This window comes from Prevotella multiformis DSM 16608 (genome assembly GCF_000191065.1).
In the GTDB taxonomy this organism is placed as follows: domain Bacteria; phylum Bacteroidota; class Bacteroidia; order Bacteroidales; family Bacteroidaceae; genus Prevotella; species Prevotella multiformis.
On sequence record NZ_GL872282.1, the window covers coordinates 251,664 to 269,103 of the forward strand.

General features: G+C 54.3%; 9 protein-coding genes. 5 read left to right on the forward strand and 4 right to left on the reverse strand.

Annotated elements, in window-relative coordinates:
- Nucleotides 1-24: 24 nt before the first annotated feature.
- The gene (locus HMPREF9141_RS01095; RefSeq protein WP_007366542.1) at nt 25-3,429 is read right to left on the reverse strand and encodes a trifunctional glycoside hydrolase family 18/polysaccharide deacetylase/glycosyltransferase family 2 protein; all 3,405 of its coding nucleotides are present in this window, start codon (nt 3,427-3,429) and stop codon (nt 25-27) included.
- Between the two features lie 213 nt (nt 3,430-3,642).
- A complete protein-coding gene (locus HMPREF9141_RS01100; protein ID WP_007366543.1) occupies nt 3,643-5,655 on the reverse strand; it encodes a TonB-dependent receptor in 2,013 nt (670 codons plus the stop codon).
- Nucleotides 5,656-6,309: 654 nt separating this feature from the next.
- Here HMPREF9141_RS01100 and HMPREF9141_RS01105 point away from each other — a divergent pair.
- The 5 genes from HMPREF9141_RS01105 (at nt 6,310) to HMPREF9141_RS01125 (ending at nt 14,040) form a co-directional block, all read left to right on the forward strand.
- Nucleotides 6,310-8,997, forward strand: coding sequence for an endonuclease MutS2 (locus HMPREF9141_RS01105; RefSeq protein WP_007366544.1), 2,688 nt, complete (start codon nt 6,310-6,312; stop codon nt 8,995-8,997).
- Nucleotides 8,998-9,106: 109 nt separating this feature from the next.
- The gene (gene porE, locus HMPREF9141_RS01110; RefSeq protein WP_007366545.1) at nt 9,107-11,200 is read left to right on the forward strand and encodes a PorE family type IX secretion system protein; all 2,094 of its coding nucleotides are present in this window, start codon (nt 9,107-9,109) and stop codon (nt 11,198-11,200) included.
- Nucleotides 11,201-11,274: 74 nt separating this feature from the next.
- A complete protein-coding gene (locus HMPREF9141_RS01115) occupies nt 11,275-12,606 on the forward strand; it encodes a methyltransferase RsmF C-terminal domain-like protein (RefSeq protein ID WP_007366546.1) in 1,332 nt (443 codons plus the stop codon).
- Between the two features lie 14 nt (nt 12,607-12,620).
- Nucleotides 12,621-13,415 (forward strand): thymidylate synthase, encoded by a 795-nt coding sequence (locus HMPREF9141_RS01120; RefSeq protein WP_007366547.1) that lies wholly within the window; start codon nt 12,621-12,623, stop codon nt 13,413-13,415.
- 112 nt (nt 13,416-13,527) lie between these two features.
- On the forward strand, nt 13,528-14,040 hold the full coding sequence (locus tag HMPREF9141_RS01125; RefSeq protein ID WP_007366548.1) for a dihydrofolate reductase: 513 nt from the start codon (nt 13,528-13,530) through the stop codon (nt 14,038-14,040).
- 114 nt (nt 14,041-14,154) lie between these two features.
- Here HMPREF9141_RS01125 and HMPREF9141_RS01130 read toward each other — a convergent pair whose 3' ends face one another.
- Together HMPREF9141_RS01130 and HMPREF9141_RS01135 are read right to left on the reverse strand one after the other, a co-directional pair.
- Nucleotides 14,155-15,030, reverse strand: coding sequence for a hypothetical protein (locus tag HMPREF9141_RS01130; RefSeq protein ID WP_007366549.1), 876 nt, complete (start codon nt 15,028-15,030; stop codon nt 14,155-14,157).
- Nucleotides 15,031-15,226: 196 nt separating this feature from the next.
- Nucleotides 15,227-17,398 (reverse strand): GH92 family glycosyl hydrolase, encoded by a 2,172-nt coding sequence (locus HMPREF9141_RS01135; protein ID WP_007366550.1) that lies wholly within the window; start codon nt 17,396-17,398, stop codon nt 15,227-15,229.
- Nucleotides 17,399-17,440: the final 42 nt, after the last annotated feature.

Genomic DNA, 17,440 nt, shown 5'->3' on the forward strand with positions numbered 1-17,440 from the left:
TCCGGCAGCAGTCCCGACATCCGCTCACGCTCCCACGTTTCCGGTCCGTTTCAGTACGCCCCAGGTCTGTAACTCCCCCTTGATTGCCTTGAGATAACTCTTGAAAAGCACGTAATACATGATCCAGCGATAGAAAAACCGTTGGGGAATAATCCACAGTAGCACCCACAGACGTTCATGCTCGAAAATATAAGCCATGATCGACACACTGGCATCCACGAGGAGGAACAGCAGGTAATAGAGGAATATCTGCCAGGCGTTACCCGTAAACAGACCGAGCAGCATCAGCATATCTGCCAGTGGAGAGAAGGTCGGGATGATGTACTGGAAGATGAGCATATTCGGCATTGCCCATAGGCCGAAGCCGCCTTTCGATCTGGCGAAGAGTGACGAACGGTGCTTCCAGAAAGTCTGCATCACACCGAAAGACCAGCGGATACGTTGTTTGACAAACTGCCGCAGCGTCTCTGGTGCTTCGGTCATGGCGACGGCATAGTTCTCATTTTCAATGACGTATCCATACTCGTTGATGCTCATGGTAAGGTCGCAGTCCTCAGCCAATGTGTCGGTCGTAAAGCCGCCGACCGCTTCCAACGCCTTCTTGCGGAAGGCACCGATGGCTCCGGGAACAACCGTGACAGCATTGATGTTAGAATAAGCCATGCGGTCGAAGTTCTGGCTTGTCGTGTACTCGATAGCCTGCCAGTAAGTAAGCATATTGCGCTGGTTGCCCACCTTCACATTACCGGCCACGGCACCGACCCGGCCCGCCTCATCAGCAATGAAATGCTTCATCAGCCTGCTGACAGCATCAGCCTGCAACTGCGTATCGGCATCGACACAAACGACAAAGTCCGTCTTACAGGCTGCAATCCCATAGTTCAGAGCCGATGCCTTCCCGCCGTTCTTCTTTGCAAGGACAGTGACTTTCCCGTCGTTGCCGAACTTTTCCATGACCTTTCCGAGCGTATGGTCTTTGCTCCCGTCGTCCACCAGATAGATGTGGAGTGCCGGATAATCCTGCTGTTTCAGATTATCAACAGTGCGGACAATATTCACCTCTTCATTGTAGGCTGGAACGATCACCGACACCGCCGGTGCCGTCTCGGCATCTATAGGAGCATAGAACCGGCGGTTTTCTGCCCGCTTCTCACGTATCATCAGGATATACATGAAGACAAGCCTCAGGAATCCGAGAACCAGAAACACCAGAAAAAGGGCCGTGAGGAAATCGCTGACATGGTAAATCAGTTCTGCCAGACTGAGGTTCGCCTGCATGGCATAATACTCCTTGCCTTTCTTTACCGGAGGCATGAGAGTCTGACGATTCATGCCGAGATACTGTTCCAGAGAGATGAACTGATAGCCTTCCCGCTGCAGCGTCTCGATAATCCTGGGCAGCGCAGTGACGGTCGGCTTTCGTGTCGAACCGCCGGCATCATGCAGCAGAATGATATGCCCGTATTCATTGTGTACCCCTTCCAGCACGCGTCTGTAGATCTGGTCTGCCGTCACACCCGGCTGCCAGTCATTCGGGTCGATGGACTCTCCGACAAACAGATAATTCCTCCGGCTCGCAATCACCATCGGCCAGATCTCCTCATGACCGGTGGGGTCGGCATCAGCGTTATAAGGAGCGCGGAAGAGGATGGTGCTCTGCCCCGTTATGCTTTCCAGGAGCATACGCGTCAGTTTCAGCTCGGCAAACGAACGCTGGTCGGAGTTCTCTGCCATGTCATGATGGGTGAAAGTGTGGTTTCCTATCGTGTTTCCGGCATCATAGACCTGCTTCACAAGAGGGAGGTTCTTCTCCATCTGCAATCCCACCATGAAGAAAGCGGCAGGCACATGATACTTCTTCAGCGTACTCAACACCGACGGTGTCCACCGTCCGTCAGGGCCGTCGTCGAAGGTCAGGACCAGCTGTTTGTCCCCGCATCGGCCCAGCCGCTGAACGGTGTATGTGGCGGGAAGTTCCCTATAATGTTCTTCTGTTATCAGCCGGTTGTCCTTGTCAATGCTCACGGCGATCTTCCCCGGATGAGGTTCTGAGGTCACATTCAGCACTTCACCGTCACCGACGAAGTTGACATCATCCGTACCGCTGAGCCGCATCAGCCGCCCGATGGACATCCTGGCGACACTCTCCCATGACATATCTTTCCCATAGAAACGCCATATACGCTTGTCTTCCGTACCCAGCCGCCACACGGCATAGCCTGCTACATGGTACTCTGCCCCGAAGCGCATGATGTTGAATGTAGTGGCTGCGTCGGGGAAGAATACCCGGTGAAGACTGCCGTCATCTTCATTCTTATACGAGAAATTGAGGTTATAGGTATCATCATTGAAGCTGACGGCGGCTCCGGCATTCTGTGCAGAAGCCATCATCTGGTCGAACGAAACGGCAGTACCGCCTTTCTTTCCCTGCACCCAGTCATAGCCGTAAGCTGCCAGACCCAGCACGATCTTGTCGTTGGGAACATTCCTTGCAGCCCAGTCCGTCGCTTTCTCAACCCACCGCTGTGAACAGACAGGGCCGGGCCGGCTCGCTGCATTGTGCTCGTCATAAGCCATGAGAAAGAGGTAGTCGTCGTATTTAGCCAGTTCCGGCATATTGTAGTCGTCATTGAAAGCGGCGACGGCCTGTGTCACATAGAGACCTTGGGAATGGAAGACCTGCGCAAAATCCTTCACCAGAGTTATCAGCAGTGCATCATCATTGATATCCAGTTCCTCCAGATCAAGATTGATGCCGGAAAAGCCGTTCTTCCTGCATATTGAAGCCAGCTCGTTGATCATCGCCATGCGCTTTCGATCATCCCGCATAATCCGTCCGATGGCTTCCGGACGGAAAGCAGAACCGTAATTGTTCGTCAGCATGGGAAGAACAGGGATACCCGCATGGCGCATGAGTCTCAGGGCGCGCCGGTCGATCCTTGTCTCTATCCTGTCCGTCCTGGGGTTGATGAAGAACCACTCCGGCAATACCATGTTGAGATGTTTCAGGTTGTTTTTCAATGACAGATAAGCGTGCTTGTCCCAGTTCACATACCATGCCGAACGGATGCCCATACGTGGATCGGACCATTCCGACATGTATTTTGCCGCGGCACGGCCCGCCTTGCCCACAAAACGGTGCTGCCTTGCCGCCACTTTGACATAGTTGCTGTGCATCCGCTGTTCCTTGAAGAAGTCCCGGAAAGACTTGTAGACTTTCGCCGTCTCGTTGTCCTTCATGAAAGGAGCCCCTGCCGACACCACCTTCCGGTAGTCGTGGCGAAAAGGCATCTGCGGACTTTCTTCCAAGGCGAACATGGCAAGAAACACCAGTCCTAGCAGGAATACCACCGTAACAATCACACGCAATGTCCACTTAAACCGATTCCAACGCTGCCGCGAATCGGTCTGAAAAACCTGTCTATCCATACTGACAACCTCTTTTGTACTTTCTGTCTTTATTATCCTGAACAGTACTGCAAAAGTATAATTTTATCTGTTCGGAACGGAAAAATACCCTGTAAAAAAACAAAAAGAACAATTAATTTAATATAACAGGTCGCCATACTTCTCAGTGTAAGTCACGGCCGGAACAGACCGGGAGGCAGTCGGCCCCGACAGCCGGGACAGATGCTCCTTCCCCTACCGTCCTATGCAACGGACCAGCCTTCCCTCACTCGTCACACCCTCGACAACAACCTGACAGCCCCTGCGGAGAGCCTCCGGCAACAGCAGACGGAAAGAAGTGCCCTGCAAGAAGGGAATCCATACAGGGGTACGCCGGCTGGGCGTATATTTCCGGGGCATCTGATACCCCAGGGTGGTAAATGTCTTCGTATTCGTCAACGGTACGTCAGAAGCCCTGAAATCACCTTTCTTTGTCGTGATGGAAATGACGCCCATGCCGCCGACAGCCCCCCAGATGACCGTCGACCCGCTCTTGAAGACATCCACCCGCGCTACATCGCCCATCTGGACATTGTCCAGGTCATAGTCTTCATTGACGAATATCCCGTCAATTGCGACAGCTGCCGGACGACGGCCGCCCACCGTCACGCCGCCTCTGACATAGCATTTCCCGAACTCCACGGTAACGCCCGGCACCCTGCGCAACAATTCGTGCAGGCAGGTCGCACCGATCTCTTCTATATCACGCAGACCAAAGGAGAAATCAGCCGTATGGGCATAAGGGTCCGAGCGGGAAGCGTAGCTGGGACGATGACTGAACACCTGCACCTCTTCCATCCGGATTCCTCCTTCCGGAACATCCAGCGTAGCATCCGTGCGCACCGTATCATCGGCGATCCACTCGAACGGCGGCAGAGCACCCGCATAAGGCGGGAACACGTCTTCGTCCAGCACCAGTTTCACCCACGATTTCCCCGTCTTCGTAAAGGCATTCAGCACATATTGAGTACCTTCAGGGAAATCCATCCCTTCAAAGAAAAAATGTCCTTTCTCATCGGTTTTCGTCGCAGCATAGAATCCTTTGTCAGGGGATATGAGATTGACGACACCGTCTTTTATCGGCCGGTGTCCGATCAGCGTCTCCACTTTCCCGCATATCACCGCCGACTTCTCCGCTTCATTCTTTCCTCGCCGGCACATTCCCCTTATCACTTCGTCCATGCGGTACCGTCCCCAGCTGTTCCCTGCAAGGAATGCCTGCAGTGTGTTTCTCTTGCCAAGGACGGAGGCGGGTTCTTCCGGACAGCCGCACAGGTCTTGATCGAAAAGCAGATGGGCGACAATGTCCGAACCGGCCCCGTCGTCCTGTTCTCCGACACGCTCGATGCGTACCGACAGGTTCATCGTCTCGCCCTCTTTCAGCCCTTCTGCCGTAACAGAGCAGGGGACAAGCCCGTCCGGGGTCTTATGGGCTTCCTCCCACCTCACGGACACGGGGCATTGTTCTTTCTCCGGATACAGGAAACAGAGCTGTTCCTCTACGGTACGGAAGCTGCTGTCAAGCAGCAGAAAGGCATAGATACCGCCTTGGGCCAGGCTGTCTCCATGAAGAACGACTCCCTCCCTGCCGTCTATCTTCCCGAAATAAGAGGGGATGGAACGGCAATGGACCAGCAGCCAGTACGTCCGCTGCGCCGGATCCTGACTTCCTGAAAGGGTTACATGGACATCCGTCCCCGATCTGCTGACGTGCAACAGCCTGCCCCCGTGCTGTACACTCTTGTCGACCGTATGGGCATACTTAGAAGGCAGCAACCGGCCGCATCCGCCGACAAAGATGCTTTTCAGACTCTCAAATCCCTCCACATTCAGCATATTCCGGGTATAGGAGCGAAGCATGTAACGCCCTTTCACGACACCTTCCGGAATATCCATGTACCCGACAAAGCCCTGGTCGCTCCTCAGCAGACGCACACGCTTCACGATGAGCCTTTCAGGATCCAGGAGTTCAACATACACATAGCGGCTGATGCTGTCTGTCTGATGCGTGATGGCGTTCACCAGAAAGACACGCAGGAATATGCGCTGTCCCGCCTGATAGCGATCGGCATCGGTGCAGACGTATGTTTTCTCCTGTGGAAACAGCTTCACCTGGCGGAGAATACGGTTCAGAAGTACGTTTTCCGTCTGCGCAGACAAAACCACATGGGCACATAGCAATAGAATCGTGAAGAGCAGTTTTCTCATAATTTACAGGGTATCGGTCAGGTCGTCTTGCCACAGTCTGCAGGCACAAGGACGACAGTCTGTAGAATACAGTGCAAATATACATAAAATATTCCGGATTACGGTATCTGTAAAACAGGGAAAAGCTCTTCCCGGTCGGTTCCGACCCGATTTTGTCATGAAAAATCCACAGCCGGAGTTTCACTGACCCTCACTTGCACCCTTACCAAGCCTTACTTGAGCTCTTACCGGTGCTTGTTTGAAGGGCAAGTGGTGCTTGGTTGGGAGCTGACCAGGCATCTTTTCCAAAGGGAATCATAACACTCTCTTTCACTGACCGTTGGAAATACAGATCCAGGTGTCCGACAACCCTGTTACCCAAGGATGGAAAGCATCTGATTGTAATATATTTTCAGAACGGCAGAAAGTCTGTGGAAAGAAAAAGCGAATGGTAGCGGGAAAAAGCAATCAGGCAACAGGCCGTCGGCAGACTCCTTGCCGGCCAGACAGGGCAGGTTATCCCGATCGGAACGAAAGGTTCTGCCCTTGCACCCGTCGTTTTACAGAAACATTTTGTAATTTTGCAGTTCAAAAGAATGTCATAGGCGGTCCCGGCTTCTCCGAAAGACCGCACTGATGCGTCTTTCCTGCAAATGAAAAAATGAATAAAGAACGATGATATACCCCAAGAACTTCGAGCAGAAAATCGGTTTCACGGAGGTGCGCTCGCTCCTGCGGGAACGTTGCCTGTCGCCTCTGGGAAAGGAACAGGTAGACGCCATGACCTTTTCTACGGATGCCGGACAGGTGAACACATGGCTGGAAGAGACAAGGGAGTTCCGCCGGATACAGGAGGAACAGGATGATTTCCCGCTGGACCACTTCTTCGACATGCGAGAGAGCGTGTCGAGGATACGGCTGGAGGGGACACACATGGAAGTGCAGGAACTGTTCGACCTGAAGCGTTCGCTGGAGACGATCATCGCCATCGTCGACTTCCTCAGCCGAGGGGACGAGACCGAACAGGGAGAAACACGTCCCTGCTACCCCGCCCTCCATGCACTGGCTGACGGCATTGCGACCTTCCCGGTGCTTGTCCAGCGCATCTCGCAGATCATAGACAAATTCGGCAAGATGCGCGACAACGCCTCTCCCGCACTGCTGCAGATCCGGCGGGCGCTCGCCCAGACGGAGGGAAGCATCTCACGGACGCTTTACAGCATCCTGCGTTCGGCACAGGGAGAGGGACTTGTCGAGAAGGATGTCACGCCTACCCTGCGCGACGGCCGGCTGGTCATCCCGGTCGCTCCGGGACTGAAACGGAGAATATCAGGCATCGTCCACGACGAGAGTGCCACCGGACGGACGGTCTATATCGAACCGACCGAGGTGGTGGAAGCCAACAACAGAATCCGGGAACTCGAGAATGAGGAACGCCGTGAAATCATCAGGATTCTCACAGACTTCGCAAAGAAAATGCGCCCGAACGTGCAGGAAATCCTCGACTCCTACCGCCTTATGGCGGCAGTGGACTTCATCCGTGCCAAAGCCGAGCTTGCCAGACTCTTCCAGGGATTTGAACCGGAGGTGGGCGACGAGCCTCACATCGACTGGATAGGAGCTGTCCACCCCTTGCTGCAGCTGTCTCTGGAACGCAAGAACAAGGAAAAGGCATCCCGCAACTTACCCGCGGAACCGGCCGGAGACGTTTCTTCACAGGCAGACGCGACAATACAGGAAGAGGGGGACGAGGCACGCAATGTCCCCTCAAAGGTCGTACCGCTCGACATACAGCTCACCAGGGACAGGCGTCTGCTGATCATCTCCGGCCCCAACGCCGGAGGTAAGTCGGTCTGCCTGAAGACGGTGGGACTGCTGCAATACATGCTCCAGTGCGGGCTGTCCATCCCCGTCGGCAACCGCTCCACGACAGGCTTCTTTTCCGACATCATGATTGACATAGGCGACGAACAGAGCATTGAGAACGACCTCAGCACCTATTCCTCCCACCTCATGAACATGAAAATCATGATGCGGTGCGCCACCGGGCGCACCCTCATTCTCATCGACGAGTTCGGAACGGGCACGGAACCGCAGATCGGCGGTGCCATTGCAGAGGCGGTCCTGCACCGGTTCTGGCAGAAACAGGCCTGGGCGGTGATCACAACCCACTACCAGAACCTCAAGCACTTTGCGGAAGACCATCCGGGGACGGTCAACGGAGCAATGCTCTATGACCGGCATGAGATGCGCCCGCTCTTCCAGCTTGCCATCGGAAGACCGGGCAGCTCGTTCGCCATCGAAATCGCCCGGAAGACGGGACTCCCCGAGGAGGTCATCCGGGAGGCGGCCGACATTGTCGGTTCCGACTACATCCAGAGTGATAAGTATTTACAGGACATCGTCAGGGACAAGCGTTACTGGGAGGGCAAACGGCAGACGATCCACAGTCATGAAAAAGAGCTGGAGAAACGGATCGCACAGTACGAGAAGGACATCGCCACACTGGAGCAGAGCCGCAAGGACATTCTCAGACGTGCCAGAGAACAGGCTGAGGAAATCATCAAGGAGAGCAACCGTCGCATAGAAAACACCATCCGGGAAATCCGGGAGAAGCAGGCGGAGAAAGAAGCGACCAAGCGGATAAGACAGGAACTGGCCGCCTATGAAGAGGGACTGCGGGCTTCAAGTCCGGCTGACGGGCCCGGAAAGGACAACAAAAAGAAACTGAAAGACAGCGGACTGCTGTCTGATGAGGACTTCCAGAAGAAAGTCGACAGAATAAAGAACCGCAAAGAACGGCACGAACAGCATCTGAAAGAGAAGACGGACAGGCAGCAGGCCGCCGCCGAAGCCCTGAAGAATGCCGTCCGGAAACGGCAGGCGGACGGCGAGGTGAAAGCCGGTGATGCCGTCCGGATAAAGGGCCTTACGACCGTAGGAAAGGTTGAGACCGTCGACGGCAGACAGGCTACCGTCATCTTCGGCGATATGCGGACAAAGATGGCCGTGAGCCGGCTGGAGCACGTAGATGCCGCCGCTGTCCAGACCGAACAGCAGCAGTTTCAGGCCTATCACTACGGCCGTGAGACACGTGAGACCATAGACAAGCATCGCAACCAGTTCCGTCAGGAGCTGGATGTGCGGGGCATGAGGGCGGACGAGGCGCTGAACCAGGTGCAGTACTTCATCGATGATGCCATCCTCGTGGGAGCCGGACAGGTGAGGATTCTCCATGGAAAAGGCAACGGGATACTGCGCCAGCTCATCCGGCAGTACCTCGGCAGCGTGCCGAACGTGAAAAGCTACCGAGACGAGCACGTACAGTTCGGCGGTGCGGGTATCACGGTCGTGGAACTATAAGCAGCCGGACGAGGCGACCGGTCGACGGGACGACGGAATCGAAGTCCCCTTACATGGTGTTTAAGACGGCCGAAGCAATAAATCGGCAGCAGAAGCGTTATATCAGAATATGAAACATCTAAGGTTTCGGCACATACTCCACAGGCGGCAGAAGCACGTTCTTCTGGCCATCGGCATCGCGGTGATGCTGGCGGCTTGCGGCGTAGACCGCAATATAAAGAAAGGTGAGAAGTTCCTTGCCTTGGGCGAATATTATGACGCTGCCGTACAGTTCAAGACGGCTTATCAGCGTACCTCTCCCAAGGACAGGCGCCAGCGCGGCGAACTGTCATTGAAGATGGCGGACTGCTACGACCGCATTTCGTCATCGCAAAGGGCCGTCGCCGCCTACCGGAATGCCATCCGGTATAAGCAGGATAACGGCGAGACACACAGGAAACTGGCAGAGAACCTGATGAAGAACGGCAGCTATGCAGAAGCCTTGAAGGAATATCACATTGCCCTTGACTCGCTGCCTGATGCCCCGGGCATCGCTCAGGGACTGCAGGCCGCCGGGAAAGCCGCCGCCGAGAAGGCGCACGGTTCGAAGTACATCGTGAAACGGATGGACGTATTCAACTCCCGCCGGCAGGACTACTCGCCCATGCTGGCCGGCGACAAATCTGAACAGCTGTATTTCACGTCGACACGCAATGAGGCGAAAGGGGACGGACTGAGCGGGATCACGGGAGTAAAGGCCGGGGACATCTTCCTGAGTGAAAAGGACGAAAAAGGCAAATGGAGCCCGCCGAAGGCCATTGAGTCCGGCCTGAACACAGAGGCAGACGAGGGTACACCCGCCCTCTCCGCAGACGGCAGGGAAATGTACATCACGCAGTGCCTGACCGATCCCAGCTACCCGCGTTACGCCCAGATAGCCGTCAGCAACCGTTCGGATGCAGCATGGGGAAAGGCTACGAAGCTGGAAATCAGCCGTGACACCCTGTCGAGTTTCGCCCATCCTGCTGTGTCGCCGGACGGGAACTGGCTTTACTTCACCAGCGATATGCCCGGCGGAAAAGGCGGTCTCGACATCTGGCGGGTACGCCTCACAGGCGGAACGACAGGAGGGGCGGAAAACCTTGGAGAGCCCGTCAACACGCCGGGCGACGAGGAGTTTCCGACATTCCGGCCGAACGGCGACCTTTATTTCTCCAGCAACGGACATGGCGGGCTGGGCGGACTTGACATCTACATCGCCAAGGTGGGCAGTGACCGCCGTTACCATCTGGAACATCCGGGCTATCCGCTCAACTCGCAGGGGGACGACTTCGGCATGACCTTCGAGGGGCTGCACAACCGGGGCTTCTTCTCCTCCAATCGGGGAGACGGCCGCGGATGGGATCACATCTACAGCTTCGAACTGCCTGAAATCATACAGACCGTCAAGGGATGGGTCTATGAGAGGGACGGTTACGAGCTGCCGGCCGCACAGGTGTTCATGGTGGGCGACGACGGAACCAACCGGAAACTGGCCGTCAAGGGTGACGGCTCTTTCGAGCAGGAGATACAGCCCGGTGTCAATTACGTTCTCCTTGCGACCTGCAGCGGCCATCTGAACCACAAGGAGGAAATAAGGGTCAGTCCGGTTGAAGCATCCAGGGAATATACCCTCCAGTTCCCGTTGGCTGGCCTGCATGTACCTGTACTGATCGACAACATCTTCTACGATTTCGACAAGGCGACACTCCGACCGGAATCTGAAAAGGCGCTGAACGAACTCGTCAAGCTGCTGGACGAAAATCCAAATGTGACGATAGAACTTTCAGCCCATACCGATTACATCGGTTCTGCCGAGTACAACAAGCGGCTCTCACAGAGGCGTGCGGATGCAGTGGTGGCCTACCTCACCGCACACGGCATTGCCCGCGACCGTCTCACACCGGTAGGCTATGGGAAGGAACGCCCGAAGAAGATACGCAAGAAGCTCACCGAGAAGTATCCCTGGCTGAAAGAGAATGATGTCCTGACCGAAGACTTCATCAGGAAACTCGACAAGGAGAAGCAGGAGACAGCCAATCAGCTGAACCGCCGGACTGAGTTCACGGTTCTCCGTACCACCTACGGCATGTTTGACGAAAAGGGAAACCTGAAGCAGCAGCCCAAGCCGAAGGCAAAGAAGGACGATGCCGACGACGAAATCATCATCGACCTCAATTCCTGATTTTCCATCATTGCTTACCACCGCCTATCATCACCTATCATCGCTTATCACCGCCCCCTCACCACCCACCGCCAATGACAGCAGCTCCCACTCCCCTACCCCCCGCCTTCGCAGCCTACACCCGCACGCTCTTCGGCGACACCCTCTTCCAGACCTTCCTCGAAGCAATGGGAAGGCCGGCTCCCGTGAGCATCCGGCTGAATCCTTTCAAGCTGCCGGAAGGCGGCTGTAAGGTCCGTGCAGCACTCGACCCAAAGCCGATTCCGTGGTGCAAAGAGGGATATTGGCTGGAGAGCAGACCCAATTTCACGTTCGATCCGTTGCTCCATGCCGGTGTTTATTACGTACAGGAGGCATCGTCCATGTTTCTGTCCCATGTCCTTCGCCAATGGGTGAAACATCCCGTCATGGCACTCGACCTGTGTGCCGCACCGGGTGGAAAGACGACCTGCGCACGCACAGCCCTGCCCGAAGGGTCTTTCCTTTTCTCCAATGAGCCTGTCGGCAGAAGGGCACAGATACTGGCAGAGAACGTGCAGAAATTCGGTCATGGAGACATTGCCGTCACACAGAACTATCCACGTGACTATAAGAAGTCGAAGCTGGTCTTCGATGTCATCATAGCCGATGTCCCCTGTTCAGGAGAAGGAATGTTCCGCAAAGATCCGCAGTCCATCGCAGAGTGGAGCACGCAGAACGTGGAGAACTGCCGGCAGCTGCAGCGCAGCATCATTGCCGATATATGGGACAACCTGAAGCCGGGAGGTATCCTCGTCTACTCTACCTGCACCTTCAATGCCCACGAAGATGAGGAGAATGTGGCGTGGATACTCCATGAATACGGTGCAGAACTGCTTCCCGTACCTACCAAGGAGGCATGGAACATCACGGAATCGCTTGTCGGAAACCCGCTGAAAAACGGACACGCATTCCCGGTCTACCGCTTCATCCCGGGCAGGACACGTGGCGAAGGACTTTTCATGGCGGTCATCCGCAAACAGGGCGTGGACGAGGCATTAAGCCGCAACACGGAAATATCGTACGGAAAAGCCGTCGCTGAAGCGGGCAGACACCTGCGGGTACTGTCGTACGGGGTGAAGGAAGGAATACTGAAAGGGAAGACCCTCGTCCCCGACCACACACTGGCACTCTCCTGCACTGCCGACAGATCGGCCTATCCAAAGGTTGAGACCGACTATCCTACAGCTGTCGCCTACCTCCGGCACGAGGCGGTCATACTGCCTGACGATGCGCCGCATGGAATTGTCCTCCTCACATATAAAGGGTATCCGATAGGCTTCGCAAAGAACCTCGGCAACCGTGCCAACAACCTCTATCCGCAGGAATGGCGGATAAAGAGCAGCCATGTGCCGGAGGCACCGGCTGTCCTGACGGAAAGAACATAATCATACAAAGAAATATGCAACAATACCTCAACCTCCTGGACCGCATCCTCACGGAAGGAATACAGAAAGGTGACCGCACCGGAACCGGGACGCTCTCCGTCTTCGGCAACCAGATGCGCTTTGACCTGCGGGACGGCTTCCCGCTGTTGACGACAAAGAAACTTCACCTGAAGAGCATCATCTATGAATTGCTATGGTTTCTGAAAGGGGACACAAACGTACATTATCTCCAGGAACATGGTGTGAGAATATGGAATGAATGGGCGGACGAGAACGGTAATCTCGGGCCTGTCTACGGTCACCAGTGGCGTTCATGGCCCGACTACAAAGGGGGAACCATCGACCAGATAAAGAATGTCGTGGAAATGATACGCAACAACCCCAACTCACGCCGTATGCTGGTCACAGCCTGGAATCCGGCAGAGGTCGACGAGATGGCACTCCCTCCCTGCCACTGTCTGTTCCAGTTCTATGTGGCCGACGGAAGGCTCTCCCTCCAGCTCTACCAGCGTTCGGCCGACACCTTCCTCGGCGTACCTTTCAACATCGCCTCTTATGCCCTCCTGCTGCAGATGATGGCGCAGGTGACAGGGCTGGAAGCCGGCGAGTTCGTCCATACGACTGGCGACACACACCTCTATCTGAACCATCTTGAGCAGGCAAGATTACAGCTCACACGTGAGCCGCATCCCCTGCCGAAGATGAAAATCAACCCGGCTGTCAAGGATATTTTCAGCTTCGAGTACGAAGACTTTGAACTGACCGACTACCACCCCTGGCCTCATATTTCCGCAGAGGTGTCAGTATAAAATACCTCCCACACCCTACAACCCTCCCACATCCCCTCCCTCTGAGGGGCTTGGGGAGGCCTTCCTCCCTTCGGACTTAGGGAGGCTTCCTTCATCACCTATCATTCCCATCATGAACATCAACATCATCGCCGCCGTGGCAGCCAATCGTGCCATCGGCTATCAGAACGACATGGTCTACTTCATCCGTGAAGACCTGAAAAGATTCAAACAGCTGACAACGGGACATACCGTTATCATGGGGCGCAGAACCTTTCACTCCCTGCCGAAAGGTGCACTGCCCGACCGCCGGAACATTGTACTGAGCCGGACAGCAACGATGTTCCCCGGATGTGAGGTTTATCCTTCACTCGACGAGGCCCTAAGTCATGTCAGTGCCGACGAACAGGTATTCATCATCGGCGGAGCCACTCTCTACAAGGAAGCCCTTGCGTTCGCCGACCGGCTTTACCTTACTGAAATCGCCGCAACCCCTCTCCATGCCGACGTGTTCTTCCCGGCTTACGATGATGGCACCTGGACGGTAGAGGCGCAAGAGGAACATCCTGCCACGGCCGACCATCCTGCTTACACCTTTGTCAACTATATCCGGAAAGAACCGAAACGGGCCAATGGCGGGTTCTAACCCAAGTTTATTCCCCTTTGCTTCCAATATCGAAAGAACCAAAAAGTCCCGCCAACTTCTCAGTTGGCAGGATCCCATTCAAGTATATATGAAGCTATAGAAAAGCGATTTCTCTTACCTCATGTGCAGTCGGTTTACTGAACCGGTGCTGTTCTGCACATAGTTGTTCTGCTTGGCGGATCCGAAGGATGCCTGGCCGGCAGCCCTTGTCTGGACACCTGAAGCAGCCTTGGCACTTGCAGGACGCTGACGGGCAAAGTCGAACTTCATCACATCAGTTGTATTGGTACTGTAGGCTGTACCATAGAAGGTGTCATACCCTTTTGCCGACTCATAGCCTAAGTGGAAGCCCTCCCTTTTATCCTTGCTGTCTAACACGAAAACGGTACCCGACCTGCTGTATTTGATGTAGATGTTTCCATCATTGTTGACATACCATGAGAAGGCAAGTGTCTGCTGGTTCCCCTTTGCATCCATGTCTACCTCGACACCATTCCCGCTCAAGGAATTGGCAGAAGAGCTGTACTGGAAGAACTTCATGTTTGCTGTGAACCTGTCACGCTTGCGCTGCTTGGTCTTGTCGTCCGTGTACTCATAGGTCACGTCACCTTCCCACTCTCCGGTCAGCGTCTGAGCCTCTGCTACCAGCTGGCTGTTCTGTGAATTCTGCTGTCCGTTGTAGTTGTTGTTCCAGTTGTAACCGCCTTGGTTGTAGTAGTTCCAGTAGGCAGAGCGTCCGCTCCCTATCGCGTCCATGAACTGATAGAACTCCTCTGTGTTAGCATCAGGATAATTGTAATAGAACCAGTTATAAGCCGTGTAATAGTCAGAACCGTTAGGATACTTATAGTTGTAATTGCGCACGGCATTCGTTACCAGATCGTCGTAATAATATCCGTTGTTCCAAGGATCGTCATCATCGCAGCTCGTAAACACCATGGGACTTGCAACTACGGCAAGTGCCAGGAAAAACTTAGTGACTCGTTTCATATCCGTATTCTTTTGTGAGTATTTACCGTTTCTTATCTTATCTGATGCAAAATTACACAAACATGATGACGAGAAATATGTAAATACACTATTTGAAAGTAGGGAAATCCCTATTTACAACGAAAAACCCAGTCATCAGCATACCAGATAAAGGTTAGATGCTGCTGACTGGGTTGAAGAATCAGACAGGATAAACTTATTTTACCGGACTGTCGCTCATCGTGAAATTTATCATGGCACCGGCTTTCAACTGCTCATGTTCAAGATAATAATGTGGATAGGGCTGCCCGTTCATCATGATACGCTGGATGTAACGGTTCGCAGGATTATCCGTGTCAGCATGGATAGCAAGAGTCTTTCCGTTTTCCAGATGTACCTTGGCCGTACGGAAATAAGGCGTACCGATCATATACCGTGTACTACCCGGACAGACAGGATAGAAGCCGAGTGCAGAAAAGACATACCAGGCAGAAGTCTGCCCATTGTCCTCGTCGCCACAATATCCGTCGGGCTGGGTCGTATAGAGGCGGTTCATCACCTCACGCACCCAGTACTGAGTCTTCCAGGGCTGTCCGCTGTAGTCGTAAAGGTAAATCATGTGCTGGATGGGCTGGTTGCCATGCGCATAGTTGCCCATGTTCATAATCTGCATCTCACGTATCTCGTGGATGGTGAAGCCGTAATAGCTGTCGTCGAAGACGGGAGGGAGGTTGAACACACTGTCCAGCATGACATTGAACCTGTCATTCCCACCCATTAGGCGGGCCAGCCCTTCAGGGTCGTGGAAGACGCTCCAGGTGTAATGCCAGCTGTTCCCTTCAGTGAAAGCATCACCCCACTTGAAAGGATTGAACGGTGACTGGAAAGTGCCGTCCTTGTTGCGCCCACGCATCAGGCCTGTTTCTTTGTCGAACACCTTCCGATAATTCATCGCACGCTCCTTGAACGGACGCAGTTCTTTGGCACTCTTTCCAAGTTTCAACCCCAACTGGTAGATACACCAGTCGTCATAAGCATATTCCAGGGTACGGGCTACGCTCTCGTTTATCCCGACATCATAGGGGACATATCCCAGCCGGTTATAGTATTCAAAGCCCTTGCGACCGGTTGAACGGATGCCAGGGTGGACGGAATTGGCACCATGTACCACAGCCTTCCAGAGCGTCTCTATGTCATAGCCACGCAGCCCCTTGATGTAAGCATCAGCAACTACCGAAGCGGAATTGTTGCCTACCATGCAGTCTCTGTGCCCCGGACTTGCCCATTCAGGCAGGAAGCCGCTCTCCTTGTAAGCATTGACAAGCCCGGCCTGCATCTTCTCGTTCATCGACGGATAGACAAGGTTAAGCAGTGGGAAGAGCGACCGGAAAGTATCCCAGAAGCCTGTATCGGTGAACAGATAGCCGGGAAGCACCTTGCCGTTGTACGGACTGTAGTGGATGACGCTGCCCTCCGCATCAATCTCGTAGAATGACCGGGGGAAGAGGACGGAACGGTAAAGACAGCTGTAAAAAGTACGGAGATGGTCGATATTGTCGTCCTCCACCTCTATACGACCGAGCACCCTATTCCACTCAGTCCTGCCCGCTTCCTTCACTTCATCAAACGACCTGCCCTCAACTTCCTTAAGATTACGCAGTGCCTGCTCGTCACTGATAAAGGATGAAGCTATCTGTACGTTGACCTGTTCGCCCCGTCGGGTGTGGAAACCCACTACCGCCATGGCATGATCGCAGGTTGAAGAGAGTCTGCCATCTTTCAGCATGCCGTCTTCCAGCGTACCGGTATAGGTGAAGGCATGATCGAAACGAAGGACAAAATAGTTCTTAAATCCATCAGGGACTCCCCCGCTGTTCTTCGTCGTATAGCCGATGACCGTACGCTGGTCTGGCAGTATCGTCACCGATGATCCCTTGTCAAAAGCGTCCACTACGAAATAGGCCGTATCCGTCTCGGGGTAAGTAATGCGCACAGCGGCGGCTCTGCTGGTCGGAGCAATCTCTGCCGTGGCATCATGGTCGGCCAGATATACCTTATAATAATAAGGTGTAGCCGTCTCGGCCTTGTGTGAGAACCAGCTTGCACGTCCCTCCTCGTCAAACACCTTGTGCCCCGTCACCGGCATGATGGAAAACTGTCCGTAGTCGTTTATCCACGGACTGGGCTGGTGGGTCTGCTTCAGTCCGCGCATCTTGTCGGCGCCATAGGTATAGACCCATCCGTCCCCCATCTTCCCGGTCTGCGCAGTCCAGAAGTTCATGCCCCAGGGCAGGGCAACGGCAGGATAAGTGTTCCCTGTCGACAGTTCCGGTTTTGACTCCGTTCCCACCAGTGGGTTCACATAATCCACGGGTTCATTCCGTGTCATCGCATGGCTACCTGTCAACAGTAATAATGAAAGTACAAACAA

What these genes read in the sequence shown, in the direction of transcription:
- HMPREF9141_RS01120 (WP_007366547.1), top strand. Translation starts at nt 12,621, where the DNA reads ATGCAACAATACCTCAACCTCCTGGACCGCATCCTCACGGAAGGAATA.
- HMPREF9141_RS01135 (WP_007366550.1), bottom strand. Translation starts at nt 17,398, where the DNA reads ATGACACGGAATGAACCCGTGGATTATGTGAACCCACTGGTGGGAACG.
- HMPREF9141_RS01130 (WP_007366549.1), bottom strand. Translation starts at nt 15,030, where the DNA reads ATGAAACGAGTCACTAAGTTTTTCCTGGCACTTGCCGTAGTTGCAAGT.
- porE (WP_007366545.1), top strand. Translation starts at nt 9,107, where the DNA reads ATGAAACATCTAAGGTTTCGGCACATACTCCACAGGCGGCAGAAGCAC.
- HMPREF9141_RS01105 (WP_007366544.1), top strand. Translation starts at nt 6,310, where the DNA reads ATGATATACCCCAAGAACTTCGAGCAGAAAATCGGTTTCACGGAGGTG.
- HMPREF9141_RS01125 (WP_007366548.1), top strand. Translation starts at nt 13,528, where the DNA reads ATGAACATCAACATCATCGCCGCCGTGGCAGCCAATCGTGCCATCGGC.
- HMPREF9141_RS01115 (WP_007366546.1), top strand. Translation starts at nt 11,275, where the DNA reads ATGACAGCAGCTCCCACTCCCCTACCCCCCGCCTTCGCAGCCTACACC.
- HMPREF9141_RS01095 (WP_007366542.1), bottom strand. Translation starts at nt 3,429, where the DNA reads ATGGATAGACAGGTTTTTCAGACCGATTCGCGGCAGCGTTGGAATCGG.
- HMPREF9141_RS01100 (WP_007366543.1), bottom strand. Translation starts at nt 5,655, where the DNA reads ATGAGAAAACTGCTCTTCACGATTCTATTGCTATGTGCCCATGTGGTT.